12 protein-coding genes, 6 tRNA genes and 3 rRNA genes are annotated in these 19919 nt (G+C 36.8%); 18 read left to right on the top strand and 3 right to left on the bottom strand.

The annotated features are described in order from the left end of the window. The first annotated feature begins 13 nt into the window (after nucleotides 1-13). From trhA to glmM, 18 genes are all read left to right on the top strand, one after another. Nucleotides 14-697, top strand: coding sequence for a PAQR family membrane homeostasis protein TrhA (trhA, locus tag MUA21_RS09180; protein ID WP_046208391.1), 684 nt, complete (start codon nucleotides 14-16; stop codon nucleotides 695-697). Between the two features lie 248 nt (nucleotides 698-945). Then, nucleotides 946-2289, top strand: coding sequence for a multidrug efflux MFS transporter SdrM (sdrM, locus tag MUA21_RS09175; RefSeq protein ID WP_262561113.1), 1344 nt, complete (start codon nucleotides 946-948; stop codon nucleotides 2287-2289). A 187-nt stretch (nucleotides 2290-2476) separates the two neighbouring features. After that, entirely contained in the window at nucleotides 2477-2932 is a 456-nt protein-coding gene (locus tag MUA21_RS09170; RefSeq protein WP_046208389.1) for a SepA family multidrug efflux transporter, read from the top strand. A 30-nt stretch (nucleotides 2933-2962) separates the two neighbouring features. Then, a complete protein-coding gene (locus tag MUA21_RS09165) occupies nucleotides 2963-4408 on the top strand; it encodes an MDR family MFS transporter (RefSeq protein WP_107365407.1) in 1446 nt (481 codons plus the stop codon). Between the two features lie 167 nt (nucleotides 4409-4575). Then, nucleotides 4576-5640, top strand: coding sequence for an iron-sulfur carrier protein/transcriptional regulator SalA (gene salA / locus MUA21_RS09160; protein WP_046208387.1), 1065 nt, complete (start codon nucleotides 4576-4578; stop codon nucleotides 5638-5640). A gap of 497 nt (nucleotides 5641-6137) precedes the next feature. Then, nucleotides 6138-7690: ribosomal RNA gene (locus tag MUA21_RS09155) — 16S ribosomal RNA — on the top strand. Nucleotides 7691-7973: 283 nt separating this feature from the next. Next, nucleotides 7974-10894, top strand: a 23S ribosomal RNA gene (locus MUA21_RS09150). 77 nt (nucleotides 10895-10971) lie between these two features. Continuing rightward, nucleotides 10972-11085 (top strand): 5S ribosomal RNA (gene rrf / locus MUA21_RS09145). The 16S, 23S and 5S rRNA genes sit together here with 6 tRNA genes alongside, the layout of an rRNA operon. 14 nt (nucleotides 11086-11099) lie before the next feature. Continuing rightward, a tRNA-Asn gene (locus tag MUA21_RS09140) sits at nucleotides 11100-11174 on the top strand. A gap of 3 nt (nucleotides 11175-11177) precedes the next feature. Next, nucleotides 11178-11249, top strand: a tRNA-Glu gene (locus MUA21_RS09135). A 12-nt stretch (nucleotides 11250-11261) separates the two neighbouring features. Continuing rightward, nucleotides 11262-11337: transfer RNA gene (locus tag MUA21_RS09130), tRNA-Val, on the top strand. 18 nt (nucleotides 11338-11355) lie between these two features. Continuing rightward, nucleotides 11356-11439, top strand: a tRNA-Tyr gene (locus tag MUA21_RS09125). A gap of 4 nt (nucleotides 11440-11443) precedes the next feature. Beyond that, nucleotides 11444-11518, top strand: a tRNA-Gln gene (locus MUA21_RS09120). Nucleotides 11519-11521: 3 nt separating this feature from the next. Then, a tRNA-Lys gene (locus MUA21_RS09115) sits at nucleotides 11522-11594 on the top strand. A 251-nt stretch (nucleotides 11595-11845) separates the two neighbouring features. Continuing rightward, nucleotides 11846-12751, top strand: coding sequence for an arginase (gene rocF, locus MUA21_RS09110; protein WP_107526012.1), 906 nt, complete (start codon nucleotides 11846-11848; stop codon nucleotides 12749-12751). Between the two features lie 139 nt (nucleotides 12752-12890). Beyond that, on the top strand, nucleotides 12891-13697 hold the full coding sequence (gene cdaA / locus MUA21_RS09105) for a diadenylate cyclase CdaA (protein WP_019467737.1): 807 nt from the start codon (nucleotides 12891-12893) through the stop codon (nucleotides 13695-13697). A gap of 1 nt (nucleotide 13698) precedes the next feature. Then, a complete protein-coding gene (locus tag MUA21_RS09100; protein WP_046207708.1) occupies nucleotides 13699-14631 on the top strand; it encodes a CdaR family protein in 933 nt (310 codons plus the stop codon). 24 nt (nucleotides 14632-14655) lie between these two features. Continuing rightward, the gene (glmM, locus tag MUA21_RS09095; RefSeq protein ID WP_070657414.1) at nucleotides 14656-16011 is read left to right on the top strand and encodes a phosphoglucosamine mutase; all 1356 of its coding nucleotides are present in this window, start codon (nucleotides 14656-14658) and stop codon (nucleotides 16009-16011) included. 322 nt (nucleotides 16012-16333) lie between these two features. On the opposite strand, the gene MUA21_RS09090 is transcribed toward glmM, so the two are convergent. From MUA21_RS09090 to MUA21_RS09080, 3 genes are read right to left on the bottom strand one after another with little or no spacing between them, the layout of a single operon-like run. Continuing rightward, entirely contained in the window at nucleotides 16334-17437 is a 1104-nt protein-coding gene (locus MUA21_RS09090) for a mannitol-1-phosphate 5-dehydrogenase (protein ID WP_107526010.1), read from the bottom strand. After that, entirely contained in the window at nucleotides 17437-17871 is a 435-nt protein-coding gene (locus MUA21_RS09085) for a PTS mannitol transporter subunit IIA (protein ID WP_046207711.1), read from the bottom strand. Before MUA21_RS09085 ends, MUA21_RS09090 begins: the two co-directional genes overlap by 1 nt. 5 nt (nucleotides 17872-17876) lie before the next feature. Further along, complete coding sequence (locus MUA21_RS09080; RefSeq protein ID WP_262561111.1) at nucleotides 17877-19907, bottom strand: BglG family transcription antiterminator; 2031 nt, start codon at nucleotides 19905-19907, stop codon at nucleotides 17877-17879. Between the last annotated feature and the right edge of the window lie 12 nt (nucleotides 19908-19919).

Raw genomic sequence — 19919 nt, 5'->3', positions numbered from 1 at the left:
GGTGATTACACTAATGACTAAACCATTAGAGGTTAAAAGTAATAAAGTCACTAAAACATTTAAAAATATCATACCATTAACATTTGGAGAAGAAATTGGTAATGCAGTATCACATGGCGTCGCTGCCTTTGTAACTTTATGTGCTTTACCGTATGCAGCGTTACAAAGTTATTTTGCACATGGTATTTTAGGTTCTTTTAGTGTTTCTATCTATGTAATAAGTATTTTTTTAATGTTTTTATCTTCAACGGTATATCATACAATGCCTAATCATTCGTCGCACAAATTTATACTTAGAATCATTGATCATAGCATGATTTATATTGCCATTGCCGGTACCTATACACCTGTATGTCTAGTGTTAGTAGGTGGTTGGATAGGTTGGACAGCAATGATAGTTTTATGGGGCATAACCATTTGGGGCATACTCTATAAATCATTGGCTAAACATGTAAATCATAAGCTTAGCTTAACGATGTATTTAGTGATGGGTTGGATTGGGATAATATTTTTACCTACAATTCTTTTCGATACGAGCTTGAAGTTTATGTTATTTATATTGTTGGGTGGCATAGCCTATACGATAGGTGCTTGGTTCTATGCACAAAAAGAGCGACCGTATTTTCACATGATTTGGCATTTATTTATTTTAATAGCTTCTGTGTTTCACTTTATAGCAATTTTATATTTTATGTAATGGTCGAATAGATGGAACGTTTTAATGTAAAACATTATTATTTTATAAGATTAATGAGATTAAAGAAATACAGCCAATCAGGGAAGCGGGAGATAAATCAAAATGGTTCATTTGATTTTAATTCTCGCTTTCTTTTTAGTCATTTTTATAGGGCAAAAGAAGTAATTTACTGGAAACCTATTGAACTTAGGGACAAATAGTGATTTAGTAATGATTGATAATGAAAGTTTCGTGTTAGGAGATTAAATATGAATATAAAAACATTTGGTGTTGTTGTTGCATTAATATTAATTATGTTTATGTCTGCAATTGAAACATCAATCGTTTCATTAGCATTGCCAACTATAAAAGAAGATTTAAATGTGACTGGTTCAATATCACTGATATTTTCAGTTTACTTTATAGCAATTGTGATTGCTAATCCAATTGTAGGTGAATTATTGGATCGCACTAAAATTATATACATAACACTTTTGGGATTAGTATTTTTTACAATTGGAAGTTTTTTTTCAGGTATAAGTAGTACATTTGGTATTTTAATTATCTCGCGCTTTATTCAGGGATTGGGTGCTGGAATAATGATGGCTTTGAGCCAAATTGTCCCTAAGCTTGCTTTTGCAATTCCTTTAAGATATAAAATTATGGGAATTGTCGGTAGTGTATGGGGGATATCAAGTATTATAGGTCCAGTCTTAGGTGGTGGAATTTTAGAATTAGCTACTTGGCATTGGTTGTTTTTCGTTAATATACCTATCGCTATCATCGCCATGTTATTGGTAGTATTTACGTTTCATTTTAAACATGAACAGACGACAACTTCACATAAATTAGATATGAAAGGACTTATGTTATTTTATCTGTTTGTTTTCTTTTTAATGTTTACAGTAATGAATAACAGTCAGTGGTATTTAAATTGTCTTTCATTTATTATAGCAATTATTATGGGTATGATATTAATTAAAAATGAAAAGGGTGTAGCAGCGCCTTTCTTCCCTGTTAAAGAATTTAATAAAACTATCATACTCGTTTTTACTACAGATTTTTTATATGCAATGATACTGATGGGATATAATTTATATATGCCAATATATCTACAAGAAGAACTGGGGCTATCTCCCTTGCAGAGTGGATTTGTTATTTTTCCAATTTCCTTTGCTTGGTTAGTGTTGAATTTTAATTTAAATAGGTTAGAAGCAAAAATGTCTAGAAAAGGTTTGTATATATTTGCTTTTACTCTTTTAACAATATGTGGCATTTTTATATTCGCAGGTACAAAAACACCGATATTTATAGCGTTTAGTTTATTGCTGGCTGGTGTTAGTTTTGGAACAGTGTATACGAAAGACAGTGTAATAACTCAAGAAGAAACGTCACCTCAGAATATGAAACGCATGATGTCACTATATACATTAACGAAAAGTCTAGGTAATTCTATCGGCTCTACAATTATGGGAACAGTTTATGGTTTAACGGTTTCATTTATCTATTTACCGATACACAATGTGATTATACTTAGTCTTATCATCTTGTTTATATTGTTTGTACTTTGGCAGACACAATATAAACAAGATAATCACAAATGCAATTCTTAGAATGAAAATGAAAAGTCATATGTATTTTAATTATTAAGCAAGTATTGAAGTTTAGTGAATTTTAATACTTGCTTATTTGTATTTTGGTGTATGTTGTTATAATGGTAAAATAAGAAACAGTTTTTTAATTAAGAGTTAATGTAAAATAAATAAAAAATAAATTAGATGAGAGGGAGGACAGTAAGCAATGAAATATATAAAGTATTTATTTACGACGCTTATTGTACTTTCGGTATTTATCATTTCAGGTGCTATATTTCTTGCATTCTTAGGATTTGGTTTATATGGATTAAGTCGTATCCTTATATTTTTTCATCTAGCATACTTTGGTTATAATAAAAGCTTTTATGATAACTTAATCTATTATGGTAGCTATATCGTATTGGGTTATTTTACATTATTTATCATTGAAAATTTGATGGATTATTTTAGGAAAAAACTACCAGACAACCCTTATTTTCAAGGGATAACGTATCATTTAATAACATTTACTGTTACCACATTACTATTCTATTTTATAGTTCACATTCATTATGCGTATATAGATATTGATTTTTGGGTAATTGTTGTAATTATGGGTATGTTATTTGTATGTAAAGAAGTCTTTTATCCTGATAGCGAAAATCTTAATCAGAATAAATAGTCGATGATATAAGTGGTGAGAGGTGATTAAGTGTCCGTAGAAAATTTGTCTAAAACAAATAGAAACATGATTGTTGCGGTTATGATTATTAGTGCTTTTATTGCTATATTAAATCAGACACTATTAAATACAGCATTGCCTCAAATAATGAAAGGGCTTCATATTAACGAAAGTAAATCGCAATGGTTAGTAACTGGTTTTATGTTAGTAAATGGAGTAATGATTCCACTGACAGCTTTCTTAATGGATAGAGTTAAGACAAGACCGTTATATTTGATAGCCATGGGTATCTTTTTACTTGGTTCAATCATTGCATCCATAGCGCCTTCATTTGGTATTTTAATGTTAGCACGTGTGATTCAAGCTATAGGGGCGGGTATCATTATGCCTCTAATGCAATTTACATTATTTATGTTGTTTCCCAAAAATGAGCGTGGGTTTGCAATGGGGCTCGCAGGACTAGTTATTCAATTTGCACCAGCGATAGGTCCAACCCTTTCAGGTCTAGTTATTGACTTGTCGAGTTGGAGAATGCCGTTCATTATTGTTGTAGGAATATCATTGATTGGTTTTATCTTTGGAGCTATATTTATTAAAAGTTATAATACGACAAAAGATACGAAATTGGACAAACGTTCCGTAATCTATTCAACATTTGGGTTTGGATTGATGCTTTATGCGTTTAGTAGTGCTGGTAATCTAGGTTTTGATAGTCCAATTGTTATTGTTTCATTACTTGTCAGCCTATTTATTATTTGGGTATTTATTAAAAGACAATTGCAGGTCCCTAATCCTTTACTAAACTTAATTGTATTCAAAAACAGAGTGTTTACGTTAACTACAATTACATCCATGATTGTAATGATGTCTATGATAGGTCCAGCTTTATTAATTCCATTATATGTGCAAAACGCATTAGGATTGTCTGCGTTTCTTTCGGGTTTAGTTATCATGCCTGGCGCAATCATTAATGGTATCATGTCGATATTTACTGGTAAGTTTTATGATAAATATGGTGCTAGGCCGTTAATTATCATTGGTTTCAGTTTGTTGACTGTCTTCTCGATTATGTTATGTTTTTTAAGCGCCGATACCTCATATTTGTATCTCGTTATTGTATATGCTTTAAGAATGTTTTCAGTCTCACTCTTAATGATGCCTTTAAATACAGCTGGCATAAATGCACTTCAAAAAAGAGAGATTTCTCATGGAACTGCAATAAGTAATTTTGGCCGTGTTACTGCGGGCTCCCTAGGCACGGCCTTGATGGTAACTGTTATGACAATAGGAACAAAAGTATATACTCAGAATGCTAGAGGTATAGAAAATAAAGAACTATTACAACGACAAGCGATTGCTAATGGTGTGGACTACTCATTTATAGTTATTAGTGTATTCGTTGTCATTGGGTTTAGCATAGCGTTGTTTATAAAGGAAAACAGGGATGTTAACGAAATTAACACGCGAAAGGTCTAAAAAATAAAGAGGTTAGCTCCAGTTGTTAAGAATTAAAACAAATTGAGCTAACTTCTTTTGTATTACTAAGATTATATTTATACTAAATGTAAACTACTTAAAGCAAAATTAAGTGATGTTTGTTAGAATATTAATGGATATATTTATAAAATAGAGGGGGACGCTTTGTGTTAACGATAGAGCAAGTTAAAGAACTTGTTGGAGAACTTAAAGATCCAATTATTAATGTTCCTTTAAAGGAGACAGATGGGATCATAGAGGTAACAACAAAAGATGAGATAGAACATGTAAGTGTGAAGGTGGCAATGGCTCAGTTAGGAGGACAGCCTCAGTTAGATTTACAAATGGCTATTGTGGAAGTGCTGAAAGAAAATGGTGCGAATACTGTTGGGATAAGATTTGAAGAGTTGCCATCTGATGTTGTTGAACAATATAGAGGTAACAGTGATGACCAACCACAAACTATAGAAGGGTTATTATCAAAAGACAATCCTGTTGAATTTATAGCGATCGCTTCTGGAAAAGGGGGGGTTGGTAAATCCACTGTAGCTGTAAACTTAGCTGTTTCACTAGCAAGAGAAGGCAAAAAAGTTGGACTCGTAGATGCTGACATATATGGATTTAGTGTTCCAGATATGATGGGAATAGATAAAAAACCGGAAGTAGACGGCAAAGAGATTATACCGGTTGAAAGACATGGTGTTAAAGTAATCTCAATGGCATTTTTTGTTGAAGAAAACGCACCAGTTATATGGAGAGGACCTATGTTAGGTAAAATGTTAACTAACTTTTTTGTTGAAGTACGATGGGGAGATTTAGATTACCTGCTTTTAGATTTACCACCAGGTACCGGTGATGTTGCTTTAGATGTACATACGATGTTACCATCTAGTAAAGAAATCATTGTTTCTACACCTCATCCAACTGCAGCTTTTGTTGCAGCAAGAGCAGGAGCTATGGCTAAACATACAGAACATTCTATATTAGGTGTCATAGAAAACATGTCATATTTCGAAAGTAAAGAAACTGGAAATAAAGAGTATGTATTTGGTAAGGGTGGCGGAGAAAAATTAGCAGATGAGTTGCAAACTGAGCTTTTAGGTCAATTACCTTTAGAGCAACCATCATGGAATCCAAAAGATTTCGCACCATCCATTTACCAAGCAGAAGATCGACTAGGTAAAATATATCAATCAATGGCAAAACAAATCATCGACAAAACAAAAAAATAAGGTTTTTAGAAGCGTGAGTAGAAAATTAAAGTTTTCTACTCATTTTTTCTCTTGCAATTTTTTGAATTGGTGTTAAAATGATTTCTTGTGACCAACAAATGTGTTGTTATACAGTTGTAAAACTTTGTTACAAAAATTTATATAAACCATTGACTTTTTATAGTCAAATTGATAATATATAAAAGTCGTCAAAAATGACAAAACATTATTTAAATAAATTTTTAAAAGTGTAAAAAATATACTTGAAAAAAAGAAAATAATATTTTAATATTATTAAAGTGATGTTAAGTAATTGTTAAACAAATTAAATTTTTGTTGACGAAACGTTAACGAAGATGATAAGATAGAAAAGCAATTATTTGTCGAAAATGAACATTGAAAACTGAATTGCAATATGTCAACGTTAATTCCGATTTCAACATTAAATGTTGAATCAAAACAACGTGTTATTGATAACACAAATTAGTATTTTATGAGCTAATCAAACATCATAATTTTTTATGGAGAGTTTGATCCTGGCTCAGGATGAACGCTGGCGGCGTGCCTAATACATGCAAGTCGAGCGAACAGATAAGGAGCTTGCTCCTTTGACGTTAGCGGCGGACGGGTGAGTAACACGTGGGTAACCTACCTATAAGACTGGAATAACTCCGGGAAACCGGGGCTAATGCCGGATAACATTTAGAACCGCATGGTTCTAAAGTGAAAGATGGTTTTGCTATCACTTATAGATGGACCCGCGCCGTATTAGCTAGTTGGTAAGGTAACGGCTTACCAAGGCAACGATACGTAGCCGACCTGAGAGGGTGATCGGCCACACTGGAACTGAGACACGGTCCAGACTCCTACGGGAGGCAGCAGTAGGGAATCTTCCGCAATGGGCGAAAGCCTGACGGAGCAACGCCGCGTGAGTGATGAAGGTCTTCGGATCGTAAAACTCTGTTATTAGGGAAGAACAAATGTGTAAGTAACTGTGCACGTCTTGACGGTACCTAATCAGAAAGCCACGGCTAACTACGTGCCAGCAGCCGCGGTAATACGTAGGTGGCAAGCGTTATCCGGAATTATTGGGCGTAAAGCGCGCGTAGGCGGTTTCTTAAGTCTGATGTGAAAGCCCACGGCTCAACCGTGGAGGGTCATTGGAAACTGGGAAACTTGAGTGCAGAAGAGGAAAGTGGAATTCCATGTGTAGCGGTGAAATGCGCAGAGATATGGAGGAACACCAGTGGCGAAGGCGACTTTCTGGTCTGTAACTGACGCTGATGTGCGAAAGCGTGGGGATCAAACAGGATTAGATACCCTGGTAGTCCACGCCGTAAACGATGAGTGCTAAGTGTTAGGGGGTTTCCGCCCCTTAGTGCTGCAGCTAACGCATTAAGCACTCCGCCTGGGGAGTACGACCGCAAGGTTGAAACTCAAAGGAATTGACGGGGACCCGCACAAGCGGTGGAGCATGTGGTTTAATTCGAAGCAACGCGAAGAACCTTACCAAATCTTGACATCCTTTGACAACTCTAGAGATAGAGCCTTCCCCTTCGGGGGACAAAGTGACAGGTGGTGCATGGTTGTCGTCAGCTCGTGTCGTGAGATGTTGGGTTAAGTCCCGCAACGAGCGCAACCCTTAAGCTTAGTTGCCAGCATTAAGTTGGGCACTCTAAGTTGACTGCCGGTGACAAACCGGAGGAAGGTGGGGATGACGTCAAATCATCATGCCCCTTATGATTTGGGCTACACACGTGCTACAATGGACAATACAAAGGGCAGCTAAACCGCGAGGTCATGCAAATCCCATAAAGTTGTTCTTAGTTCGGATTGTAGTCTGCAACTCGACTACATGAAGCTGGAATCGCTAGTAATCGTAGATCAGCATGCTACGGTGAATACGTTCCCGGGTCTTGTACACACCGCCCGTCACACCACGAGAGTTTGTAACACCCGAAGCCGGTGGAGTAACCATTTATGGAGCTAGCCGTCGAAGGTGGGACAAATGATTGGGGTGAAGTCGTAACAAGGTAGCCGTATCGGAAGGTGCGGCTGGATCACCTCCTTTCTAAGGATATATTCGGAACATCTTCTATAGAAGATGACAAAGGAATAACATTGACATATTGTATTCAGTTTTGAATGCTCATTCGAGTATTCTTTAATGATTTGTACATTGAAAACTAGATAAGTAAGTAAAATTTATGATTTTACCAAGCAAAACCGAGTGAATAAGAGTTTTAAATAAGCTTGAATTCAAAAAGAAATAATCGCTAGTGTTCGAAAGAACACTCACAGATTAATAACATTTTGGGTTTTCAACCGACGGTTGTCGAGTTGGAAAGCAAATAGATTAAGTTATTAAGGGCGCACGGTGGATGCCTTGGCACTAGAAGCCGATGAAGGACGTTACTAACGACGATATGCTTTGGGGAGCTGTAAGTAAGCTGTGATCCAGAGATTTCCGAATGGGGGAACCCAATACGAGTTATGTCGTATTATCGATACGTAAATACATAGCGTATCGAAGGTAGACGCGGAGAACTGAAACATCTTAGTACCCGCAGGAAGAGAAAGAAAAATCGATTCCCTGAGTAGCGGCGAGCGAAACGGGAAGAGCCCAAACCAACGAGCTTGCTTGTTGGGGTTGTAGGACACTCTATACGGAGTTACAAAGGAATAGATTAGACGAAGCATCTGGAAAGATGCATCAAAGAAGGTAATAATCCTGTAGTCGAAAGTCTGTTCTCTCTTGAGTGGATCCTGAGTACGACGGAACACGAGAAATTCCGTCGGAATCTGGGAGGACCATCTCCCAAGGCTAAATACTCTCTAGTGACCGATAGTGAACCAGTACCGTGAGGGAAAGGTGAAAAGTACCCCGGAAGGGGAGTGAAAGAGAACTTGAAACCGTGTGCTTACAAGTAGTCAGAGCCCGTTAATGGGTGATGGCGTGCCTTTTGTAGAATGAACCGGCGAGTTACGATTTGATGCAAGGTTAAGCAGTGAATGTGGAGCCGTAGCGAAAGCGAGTCTGAATAGGGCGTTGAGTATTTGGTCGTAGACCCGAAACCAGGTGATCTACCCTTGACCAGGTTGAAGTTCAGGTAACACTGAATGGAGGACCGAACCGACTTACGTTGAAAAGTGAGCGGATGAGTTGAGGGTAGCGGAGAAATTCCAATCGAACCTGGAGATAGCTGGTTCTCTCCGAAATAGCTTTAGGGCTAGCCTCAAGTGATGATTATTGGAGGTAGAGCACTGTTTGGACGAGGGGCCCTTCTCGGGTTACCGAATTCAGACAAACTCCGAATGCCAATCAATTTAACTTGGGAGTCAGAACGCGGGTGATAAGGTCCGTGTTCGAAAGGGAAACAGCCCAGACCACCAGCTAAGGTCCCAAAATATATGTTAAGTGGAAAAGGATGTGGCGTTGCCCAGACAACTAGTATGTTGGCTTAGAAGCAGCCATCATTTAAAGAGTGCGTAATAGCTCACTAGTCGAGTGACACTGCGCCGAAAATGTACCGGGGCTAAACATATTACCGAAGCTGTGGATTGTCCGTAGGACAATGGTAGGAGAGCGTTCTAAGGGCGTTGAAGCATGATCGCAAGGACATGTGGAGCGCTTAGAAGTGAGAATGCCGGTGTGAGTAGCGAAAGACGGGTGAGAATCCCGTCCACCGATTGACTAAGGTTTCCAGAGGAAGGCTCGTCCGCTCTGGGTTAGTCGGGTCCTAAGCTGAGGCCGATAGGCGTAGGCGATGGATAACAGGTTGATATTCCTGTACCACCATGAATCGTTTTAAGCGATGGGGGGACGCAGTAGGATAGGCGAAGCGTACGATTGGATTGTACGTCCAAGCAGTAAGACTGAGTGTTAGGCAAATCCGGCACTCATAAGGTCAAGCTGTGATGGGGAGAGGAAATTGTTTCCTCGAGTCGTTGATTTCACACTGCCGAGAAAAGCCTCTAGCTAGATTTATGGTGCCCGTACCGCAAACCGACACAGGTAGTCAAGATGAGAATTCTAAGGTGAGCGAGCGAACTCTCGTTAAGGAACTCGGCAAAATGACCCCGTAACTTCGGGAGAAGGGGTGCTCTTTAGGGTTCACGCCCAGGAGAGCCGCAGTGAATAGGCCCAAGCGACTGTTTATCAAAAACACAGGTCTCTGCTAAACCGTAAGGTGATGTATAGGGGCTGACGCCTGCCCGGTGCTGGAAGGTTAAGAGGAGTGGTTAGCTTCTGCGAAGCTACGAATCGAAGCCCCAGTAAACGGCGGCCGTAACTATAACGGTCCTAAGGTAGCGAAATTCCTTGTCGGGTAAGTTCCGACCCGCACGAAAGGCGTAACGATTTGGGCACTGTCTCAACGAGAGACTCGGTGAAATCATAGTACCTGTGAAGATGCAGGTTACCCGCGACAGGACGGAAAGACCCCGTGGAGCTTTACTGTAGTCTGATATTGAAATTCGGTACAGCTTGTACAGGATAGGTAGGAGCCTTAGATACGTGAGCGCTAGCTTACGTGGAGGCGTTGGTGGGATACTACCCTCGCTGTATTGGATTTCTAACCCGCACCATTAATCATGGTGGGAGACAGTGTCAGATGGACAGTTTGACTGGGGCGGTCGCCTCCTAAAGAGTAACGGAGGCGCTCAAAGGTTTCCTCAGAATGGTTGGAAATCATTCATAGAGTGTAAAGGCACAAGGAAGCTTGACTGCGAGACTTACAAGTCGAGCAGGGTCGAAAGACGGACTTAGTGATCCGGTGGTTCCGCATGGAAGGGCCATCGCTCAACGGATAAAAGCTACCCCGGGGATAACAGGCTTATCTCCCCCAAGAGTTCACATCGACGGGGAGGTTTGGCACCTCGATGTCGGCTCATCGCATCCTGGGGCTGTAGTCGGTCCCAAGGGTTGGGCTGTTCGCCCATTAAAGCGGTACGCGAGCTGGGTTCAGAACGTCGTGAGACAGTTCGGTCCCTATCCGTCGTGGGCGTAGGAAATTTGAGAGGAGCTGTCCTTAGTACGAGAGGACCGGGATGGACATACCTCTGGTGTACCAGTTGTCGTGCCAACGGCATCGCTGGGTAGCTATGTATGGACGGGATAAGTGCTGAAAGCATCTAAGCATGAAGCCCCCCTCAAGATGAGATTTCCCAACTTCGGTTATAAGATCCCTCAAAGATGATGAGGTTAATAGGTTCGAGGTGGAAGCATAGCGATATGTGGAGCTGACGAATACTAATCGATCGAAGACTTAATCAAATTTAAAAGTTTTGTTGGTTGAACTAAATTTTACTTACAATCTAGTTTTGAGTGTATAAATTTTATACATGACATTGTCTGGTGACTATAGCAAGGAGGTCACACCTGTTCCCATGCCGAACACAGAAGTTAAGCTCCTTAGCGCGATGGTAGTCGGACTTACGTTCCGCAAGAGTAGGACGTTGCCAGGCAAATATATTATTATTCCACAGTAGCTCAGTGGTAGAGCTATCGGCTGTTAACCGATCGGTCGTAGGTTCGAGTCCTACCTGTGGAGCCATATGGCCCCGTGGTCAAGCGGTTAAGACACCGCCCTTTCACGGCGGTAACACGGGTTCGAGTCCCGTCGGGGTCATTGATACATATTGGAGGATTAGCTCAGCTGGGAGAGCATCTGCCTTACAAGCAGGGGGTCGGCGGTTCGAACCCGTCATCCTCCACCATTGTTAATTTAATAATACGGAGGGGTAGCGAAGTGGCTAAACGCGGCGGACTGTAAATCCGCTCCTTCGGGTTCGGCAGTTCGAATCTGCCCCCCTCCACCATTAATGGGCTATAGCCAAGCGGTAAGGCAACGGACTTTGACTCCGTCACGCGCTGGTTCGAATCCAGCTAGCCCAGCCATTAGAGCCATTAGCTCAGTTGGTAGAGCATCTGACTTTTAATCAGAGGGTCAGAGGTTCGAATCCTCTATGGCTCACTTTTAAGCATTCCTTCGGGAATGCTTTTTTTGTTTTTTAATAGAAGTTTTTTAATATTTATTATATACATTTTTTTGTTTAAAATAATAAAATGACGTTGCTATATCTAGTTATTTTGAATTAAAAATCGTTATTTTGTTTCTTTATGTAATTTGCTTAAATTTACATAATTGGGGGCTTTTGTATTAGCTTGAAAGTCATATCATTTTAGATTATCCTAATATCAAACGAAAACAAAGGGGTTTTTTAAATGGATAAATTAGTAGAGATTATTGGTGCACCTTCGACTTATGGCCAAAAAAAATTGGGGGTAGATTTTGGACCGGACGCAATCCGTTATGCAGGTATTGTAGAACGAATACAAAATATTGGAATTAATGTTAAAGATTCAGGTAATATTAGTGTTCCTGCAATACATTTAGAGAAGTTCAACTCAGCTCAAAAAGGATTACGCAATTTAGATGAAATAGTTGAAGTATCTAACCAACTTAGTGAAACAGTATCACAAAGTGTTGATAATGGTAATTTTCCACTTATATTAGGTGGTGACCATTCCATAGCAATAGGCTCAATTTCTGGTATTAGTAAACACTATGAAAATTTAGGAGTGATTTGGTATGATGCACATGGTGATTTAAATGTACCTGAAGAATCACCTTCAGGTAATATACATGGGATGCCACTGCGAGTGTTGGCAGGCGAAGGGGACTCACGTTTAGTGAATATCTCTAATTATGCGCCAAAAGTTAGACCAGAGAACATTGTACTGATAGGTATGAGAGATTTAGATAAGGGAGAACGTCAATATATTAAAGAAAATAATATAAAAACATATACAATGGCCGATATTGATAAACTTGGGATTAAGCACGTGATGGAGGCAACTTTAGATTACTTGAAATCTAAAACAGATGGCATTCATTTGTCATTAGATGTAGATGCCTTAGATCCTGCTGAAACACCAGGAACTGGTACAAGAGTATTAGGAGGCTTAACATATAGAGAAAGTCATTTTGCGCTAGAATTATTACATAATTCAAATTTAATCACTTCCATGGATTTAGTTGAAGTAAATCCATTGATAGATATGAATAATCACACGTCAGAACAGGCAGTTTCATTAGTAGGTAGTTTCTTTGGTGAAACATTATTATAAAACAATAAAAGGAATAATATGGGGCTAATTCCATATTATTCCTTTTAATTTTATGATAAAAATTTAATACTTAATATGACAGTTAATGTTATGATTGGTATAATATATAATATGGGAACAGATAACCGGAGGAGATGTTATGGATTTATCCAACTTTTTTGATGATTGGAGTACAGTCAAAATAATTGCTAGTGTACTCGATTTGCTCATTGTATGGTATGTACTTTATCTTCTCATTACAGTATTTAAAGGTACAAAAGCGATTCAATTGCTGAAAGGTATTGTAGTAATTGTGATCGGCCAACAAGTGAGTAAAATGTTAAACTTAACAGCGACATCTCGTTTGTTTGATTTAGTAATACAATGGGGTGTTTTAGCTTTAATCGTTATATTTCAGCCGGAAATTAGACGTGCTTTAGAACAACTGGGTAGAGGAAGTCTATTTAAACGCTATTCTACAAGTTTGAATAGTGATGAAGACAAGCTTATTTCATCTGTTTCTAAGGCTGTTCAGTATATGGCTAAACGCCGGATTGGCGCATTAATCGTATTTGAAAAAGAAACAGGATTACAAGATTATATTGAAACAGGTATAGCAATGAATTCCGAAATTTCTCAAGAATTACTGACTAATGTGTTTATACCAAATACACCTTTACATGATGGTGCTATGATCATTCAAGCGAACAAAATTGCAAGTGCTGCCAGTTATTTGCCACTGTCAGACAGTGCTAAAATAGCTAAAAGTCTGGGAACAAGACATAGGGCAGCTGTGGGCATTTCAGAAGTTTCAGATGCATTTACAGTAGTAGTATCTGAAGAAACAGGATCTATTTCAGTCACGTTTGATGGTAAATTAAGAAAAGATATATCTAATGAAGCATTTGAAGAATTATTGGCTGAACATTGGTTTGGCACACACTTTCAAGAGAAAGGTGTGAATTAATATGTTAGAAAGTAAATGGGGATTAAGATTAATCGCATTAGTTTTAGCATTAGTATTCTTCTTATCTGTCAATAACATGTTTGGTAATATCTTTAATGCTGACCAACTGGGACAAAAATCTACTGAAACACTTCAGGACGTACCAGTACAAGTTAATTATGATAGTAAATCGTTATATGCTAGCGATGTACCGAATAAAGTGGATATTGAAATATCTGGTCCACAATCTCAAGTGTTGAAAGCTGAAAACGGCGAAAATATTAAAGCTGTTCTTGATTTGAGTGGTGAGAAAGCTGGAAAACATACCACACAATTCAAGGTCAATGGTTTAAATAAAGACGTTGATTATACAGTTAAGCCAAAAGAAACAACAGTTAATCTTGAAGAAAAAGTTACTAAGAAACTTAAAGTAGAACCTGATGTGAGTGATAATGACTTAGATGCCAATTATAAAGTGAGTGACCAAAGCGTATCACCTGAAACAGTTAAAGTTACTGGTGGTAGCAAGCAAATTGATAAAATTGCATATTTAAAAGCTACGTTTAAAGATAAAGATAAAATTAGTAAAGATACTACGGATATTGCACGTATCACTGCTTTTGATAGAAAACTCAATAAAATCAAAGTATTAATACAACCAAATGAAGTTAATTTGAGCGTCAAATTGGAAGATTATAGTAAGAAAGTAAAAGTGAAAACTAAAGCAATAGGTGCCTTACCTAAAGGTAAAGAAATAGATGATATAAAATTAGATAAAGAAGAAGTGGAAATTTTCGGTAATAGAAACGACATTCAAGATATTGACGAAATTACTGCTGAAATCGATTTAGATGGAGTTACAGAATCAACTGAAAAAAATGTAGAATTTAAATTACCAGATGACGTTTCGAAAATTGAACCAAATGAAACAACAGCAAAAATTAATATTAAATAGATTTTTATAAAGGAGATATAAATCATGGCAAAATATTTTGGTACAGACGGCGTAAGGGGCGTTGCAAACAAAGAATTAACGCCAGAACTTGCGTTTAAATTAGGGCGTTTTGGAGGTTACGTGTTAGCCCATAATGAAGGTGAAAAGCACCCTAAAGTACTAGTAGGTAGAGATACTCGTGTTTCTGGTGAAATGCTTGAATCTGCGTTGATTGCTGGATTGATTTCAATCGGTGCAGAAGTTATGCGTTTAGGCGTTATATCAACACCTGGCGTAGCATATTTAACTAAAGAGATGGAAGCTGAATTAGGTGTTATGATTTCTGCTTCTCATAATCCTGTCCCAGATAACGGTATTAAATTTTTCGGTTCAGATGGTTTCAAACTATCTGATGATCAAGAAAGAGAAATTGAGCAATTATTAGATCAAGAAAATCCAGAATTACCACGACCTGTAGGTGAAGACATTGTGCATTATTCTGATTATTTTGAAGGTGCGCAGAAGTATTTAAGTTATTTAAAATCAACGATTGATGTTAACTTAGACGGTATGAAAATCGCCTTAGATGGTGCCCATGGTTCTACTTCATCTCTAGCACCGTTTTTATTTGGAGATTTAGAGGCTGATACAGTTACGGTTGGCTGTAATCCTAATGGTTATAATATTAATGATCATGTAGGATCAACACATCCAGAAACATTGTCTGAAAAAGTTGTTGAGGCTGAATGTGACTTTGGATTAGCGTTTGATGGTGATGGTGATAGAATAATCGCTATTGATGAAAATGGAGATATCGTTGACGGAGATCAAATTATGTTCATCATTGGTCAAGCAATGAGCAAGAACCAAGAATTAAATAATAATATGATTGTCTCAACCGTTATGAGTAATTTAGGATTCTACAAAGCTTTAGAAGATGAAGGCATTCAATCTAATAAAACAAAAGTAGGAGATCGTTACGTAGTTGAAGAAATGCGTAGAGGTAATTATAATTTAGGTGGAGAACAATCTGGCCATATCGTGTTAATGGATTATAACACTACAGGTGATGGTTTATTAACAGGCGTGCAGTTAGCAAGCATTATTAAAATGACTGGTAAAAGCTTGAGTCAACTTGCAAAACAAATGAAAAAATATCCTCAATCTTTAGTTAATGTGCGTGTGACTGATAAATATCGCGTAGAAGAAAATGTAGATGTTCAGGAAGTTATGACTAGAGTAGAGGTTGAAATGAACGGAGAAGGGCGTATTTTAGTTAGACCATCAGGCACAGAACCATTAGTAAGAGTTATGGTGGAAGCAGCAACTGATGAAGCAGCACAACATTATGCCCAAACAATTGCAGATGTAGTTAAAGAGAAAATGGGGTTAAATGAATAAGTTCTATGCTTATTTGAAACTGTTAATACAGATACTAATGATAGTGTTAGTATATGTATTGACAGTTTTTTTATTAGCTATAAATCAATCGCAGAGTGTAATTCATAATATTATATTTTAAATTCATTTTGTAAAATAAGTTAGGTAGATATCTAGTAGAATCAGAAGCATAAGAAAAGTACAGAATTGAGCTATAAAGCCACTTATTTCTTGCAAATACAACCAATGTTGTAAAAATTAACTAAAAAGACTAATCCATATAAATGAGGATTAGTCTATAATTTTGGATATTTAATTGTGTTATTTAATAATACAATATCTTTTATAAAACGTTGTATTCTTTGTTAATTTCAGAAGCCAAGTGATCATCAATTTTAGCATAATCTTTTAAGAAGGCTTCAACACCATAAGCTTTAATATAATTATTTTTTTCAACTGTTTCTTGATCATTCGTATCATCGTATTTTAATAGTAATGCAGCTGCTTTAATTAAAGCATGATGTTTTAGATTATTTTGATAGAGATAATTTAATGGTTTAATTATTCTATCTTGAGGTCCAATTTTACGGATTGTGCCTCGACCAACACGAGTTACTTCATCTGAAAGATGAGGGTTTTTAAAGCGCTCAATAATTTTATCAACGTATTTTGCTTGTTCTGATGTTGAAAAATCAAATTGGTTAGTAATGTATTGACTGGTTTCTTTTAAAACTTCTTCCAAGTCATGTTTGATTATTTTATCATTCATTGCATCTAAAATCGTAGGTTGATTATTATATCTACCAGCGTAGGCTAAGAATGCATGACCAGTGTTTACTGTTAATAATTTTCGTTCAATATAAGGCGTTAAATTAGACACGTATTTGATATGATCTAATTCTGGACCATACCATGCATCTTTTTCTACAACCCATTCATAGAAAGGCTCCACGATGACATCTAAAATATTCTCATTGGACTGCAGAGGAACAATTCGATCAACTGCAGAATTGACAAAATGAATATGGTCATCTAATGGACCGGTGATATCTAAGATTGCTTCTTTCAATGTGTTCGTAGCCATAATGGCATTTTCACATGCTACAATATTTACCGGTGTTTCTTTTTCTTTTAAATAAGGCGCAAACGTTTTAGCTATAATTGGTAAAATATTTACACCGACTGCAGTAGTAATTAAATCAGCTTCTAATACAGCTTGTTTTAATTTAGCAGAAGGTTGTCCTGAATTGATTGCGTCAACATTGTGCACACGAGTTGTTGTTTGCGCATCGTCTGCTAGTATCACATCATATTCATGTTTTGAATCTAAAGCATCAATAATTTCAGCATTGACATCTGCAAATGTAACTTTAATATCATTATCAGCTAAAATATAACCAATAAAACCACGACCAATGTTACCCGCGCCAAAATGTAATGCTTTCATTATGCGTCAGCCTCCTCAAATACTTGTTTAATTTCTTCAGCTGATGAAGCATTGATAATGCGTTCAACATTTTCTTCTTCACTAAATGTGATAGCAATTTTTGATAGTAAATCTAAATGCTCACCATCTTTACCTGCGATACCTACAACCACTTTAACTTCTTCTCCATCCCAATCAACACCATCAGGAATTTGAATTAAAGTTAATCCTGATTTTAAAACACTGGTTTTCGCTTCATCAGTACCGTGGGGAATAGCCAGTCCATTACCCATAAATGTTGTTACAACTTGCTCACGATCTTTCATAGCTTGAATGTAGTCTTCTGTAACTGCACCACTGGATACAAGTGCTTGTCCTGCTTTTTCAATTGCTTCATTTTGATCTTTCACAGTTTGATTAATAAAAATATTGTCATTGCTAAATAATTCGCTCATATTATTCACTCCATGTTTAATTGATTTTGTAATGCTTTCAGATAACTTTGTTTTAGTAAATCTGATAATTGTTCTGGTTGTTGCATAAATTGATCGATATTATCGAGATGCTCACCAATTTTTCCTGATAATTCACTAATAAGTTGTGCCATGATATCATCCGGAGGTATGAACATATTTAATAAATATGTTACAGAAACTTTGTCATTTTGATTACTTTTAAGCAAAAGTGGTTTTTCTAATATAGTGACTAGGATTAATGGTTTTTTAATTAAATCACTTTTTAAGTGTGGCATAGCAATAGGATAAGGATTTAAAACAAAGCCTTGTTCATCCATGCGTTGCTTAATAAGTTCAGCGAATGACTGTTTATCCTCAATAATTTGATGTTTAAATAATTGTCTTGTTAAATACATAATCCAATCTTGAGTATGTGTATAATCAATATATATCGAATCAATGACTTCAAGTCCTTTACGGATATAATCTAATTGATATTCGGGGTTTGAAAAGGTAATATCAGCATCATCAAATATTTGCGTTTGTGGCTTGTCTTGTTGCATGTTTAGAAAAGCAGCTACGTGATTAATGTCTGCATCTGGTAACAATGGATTAACTGTGAGATACGGTAAGCTGATATCTAGATTAACTGTTGAAATAATAGCATCATATTGTTGAATATCAATGGATTTAAGATCACCCACAGAGGCTTGCGTTGTTTGTTGAATTTCACTAAATGTTTGTTGTAATCGTGTAGCAAGTAGACGGCTTGTACCAATCCCACTACTGCAAACGACGAGTACATTATAAAAAGATGTGGCTTGTTTTTGAATTGCACCACCGAAATGTAATACGATAAATGCAATTTCACTTTCTGGAAATTGAAAATTTGGCCATGTTTTTATTAAACCTTGATGTACACTTTCAAATAATCTTGGATATTTATGCTTAATCATTTCAGTTAAAGGATTATGCGTTTCAATATTAGCATTTAATCGATTGATTGCAGGTATTATATGCAATTTTAACCCTTCGCTTAGCGTTCGACAATCTTTAAATGTTTGTTGAGAAATCTCTGATACCATTTGAATAAGATTTTCGATGCGTTGATCGTCTTTATTATTTTTAAACACTTCAGTAGTTTCTTTGCGTTTGGCCCCGCGTAAATGAATCGTGATAAAGGTTATTTCGGCTTGGTTGAACTGAACGCCGTAGATGTGCTCTAAATGTAATGCTAAAGCTGAGGCGACTTGATGTTCAAAGGTATCTTTGACATGATTATAAATATCATCATTTAAAGCTACATATTCATCTTTAAGCATTCGATCAATGCTGAGCACAATGTGTACTGTTAAAGTTAAATAGCTTGATTCTGTCAGTGAATAAGGTAGTTGTCCTAAATGATCCATAAGAATTCTCTCAACTTGGAAGATTTTATCTAAATCTACCATTGGTAACTGAGTTTGATTAATGGATTGATACACAAAGTGGTTTTCTATTACAGAATAAACACTCGTACTGTTTAAATTATTAACCATCAATTGACTTAATAACTCTCTTTTTTTTGATTCAGCACCATAAAGGTGAATACCTTCACCACGCTTTTTTTGAAGCGTTAATTGATATTGTACGAGTTCATCATCTAACTCATCTAGTAATTTAGCTAGGGTTTGCGTAGAAACACCAATTTCGTGTGCTAAACTGTATTGCTTGATTGGATCTTTAGCTTGAATAAGTGCATATAATATAATTACTTTTTGTTCTTCTTGAGACAAATCAATCGTAACTTGTTGAAGTAATTCATTTTTTAATGAATGTATCGCTGATGGACCACCAGATAACTGTAAACCTTTTTTCGTAACGCGTTCCAATTCAATATTAAAACTTTCTAAAAATGGCTCAATAGACTTTAATTCTCTATGAATAGTACGAGAGGATACAGCTAAATGTTGAGCAATGTCATAAATAGTGACATATTGACCGTGATACTTAATTAACATTTCGATAATTTCTTTTTCACGTGTACTCAAAAACATAGCCATACCCTC

Source organism: Staphylococcus ureilyticus (assembly GCF_025558845.1).
Lineage (GTDB): Bacteria > Bacillota > Bacilli > Staphylococcales > Staphylococcaceae > Staphylococcus > Staphylococcus ureilyticus.
Note: the sequence above shows the minus strand (reverse complement) of the source record. Positions and strands in the feature narration are given on the sequence as shown.

Coding starts and splice junctions, on each gene's coding strand:
- trhA (WP_046208391.1), top strand. CDS start 14: ATGACTAAACCATTAGAGGTTAAAAGTAATAAAGTCACTAAAACATTT.
- sdrM (WP_262561113.1), top strand. CDS start 946: ATGAATATAAAAACATTTGGTGTTGTTGTTGCATTAATATTAATTATG.
- MUA21_RS09170 (WP_046208389.1), top strand. CDS start 2,477: ATGAAATATATAAAGTATTTATTTACGACGCTTATTGTACTTTCGGTA.
- rocF (WP_107526012.1), top strand. CDS start 11,846: ATGGATAAATTAGTAGAGATTATTGGTGCACCTTCGACTTATGGCCAA.
- cdaA (WP_019467737.1), top strand. CDS start 12,891: ATGGATTTATCCAACTTTTTTGATGATTGGAGTACAGTCAAAATAATT.
- MUA21_RS09100 (WP_046207708.1), top strand. CDS start 13,699: ATGTTAGAAAGTAAATGGGGATTAAGATTAATCGCATTAGTTTTAGCA.
- glmM (WP_070657414.1), top strand. CDS start 14,656: ATGGCAAAATATTTTGGTACAGACGGCGTAAGGGGCGTTGCAAACAAA.
- MUA21_RS09090 (WP_107526010.1), bottom strand. CDS start 17,437: ATGAAAGCATTACATTTTGGCGCGGGTAACATTGGTCGTGGTTTTATT.
- MUA21_RS09085 (WP_046207711.1), bottom strand. CDS start 17,871: ATGAGCGAATTATTTAGCAATGACAATATTTTTATTAATCAAACTGTG.
- MUA21_RS09080 (WP_262561111.1), bottom strand. CDS start 19,907: ATGTTTTTGAGTACACGTGAAAAAGAAATTATCGAAATGTTAATTAAG.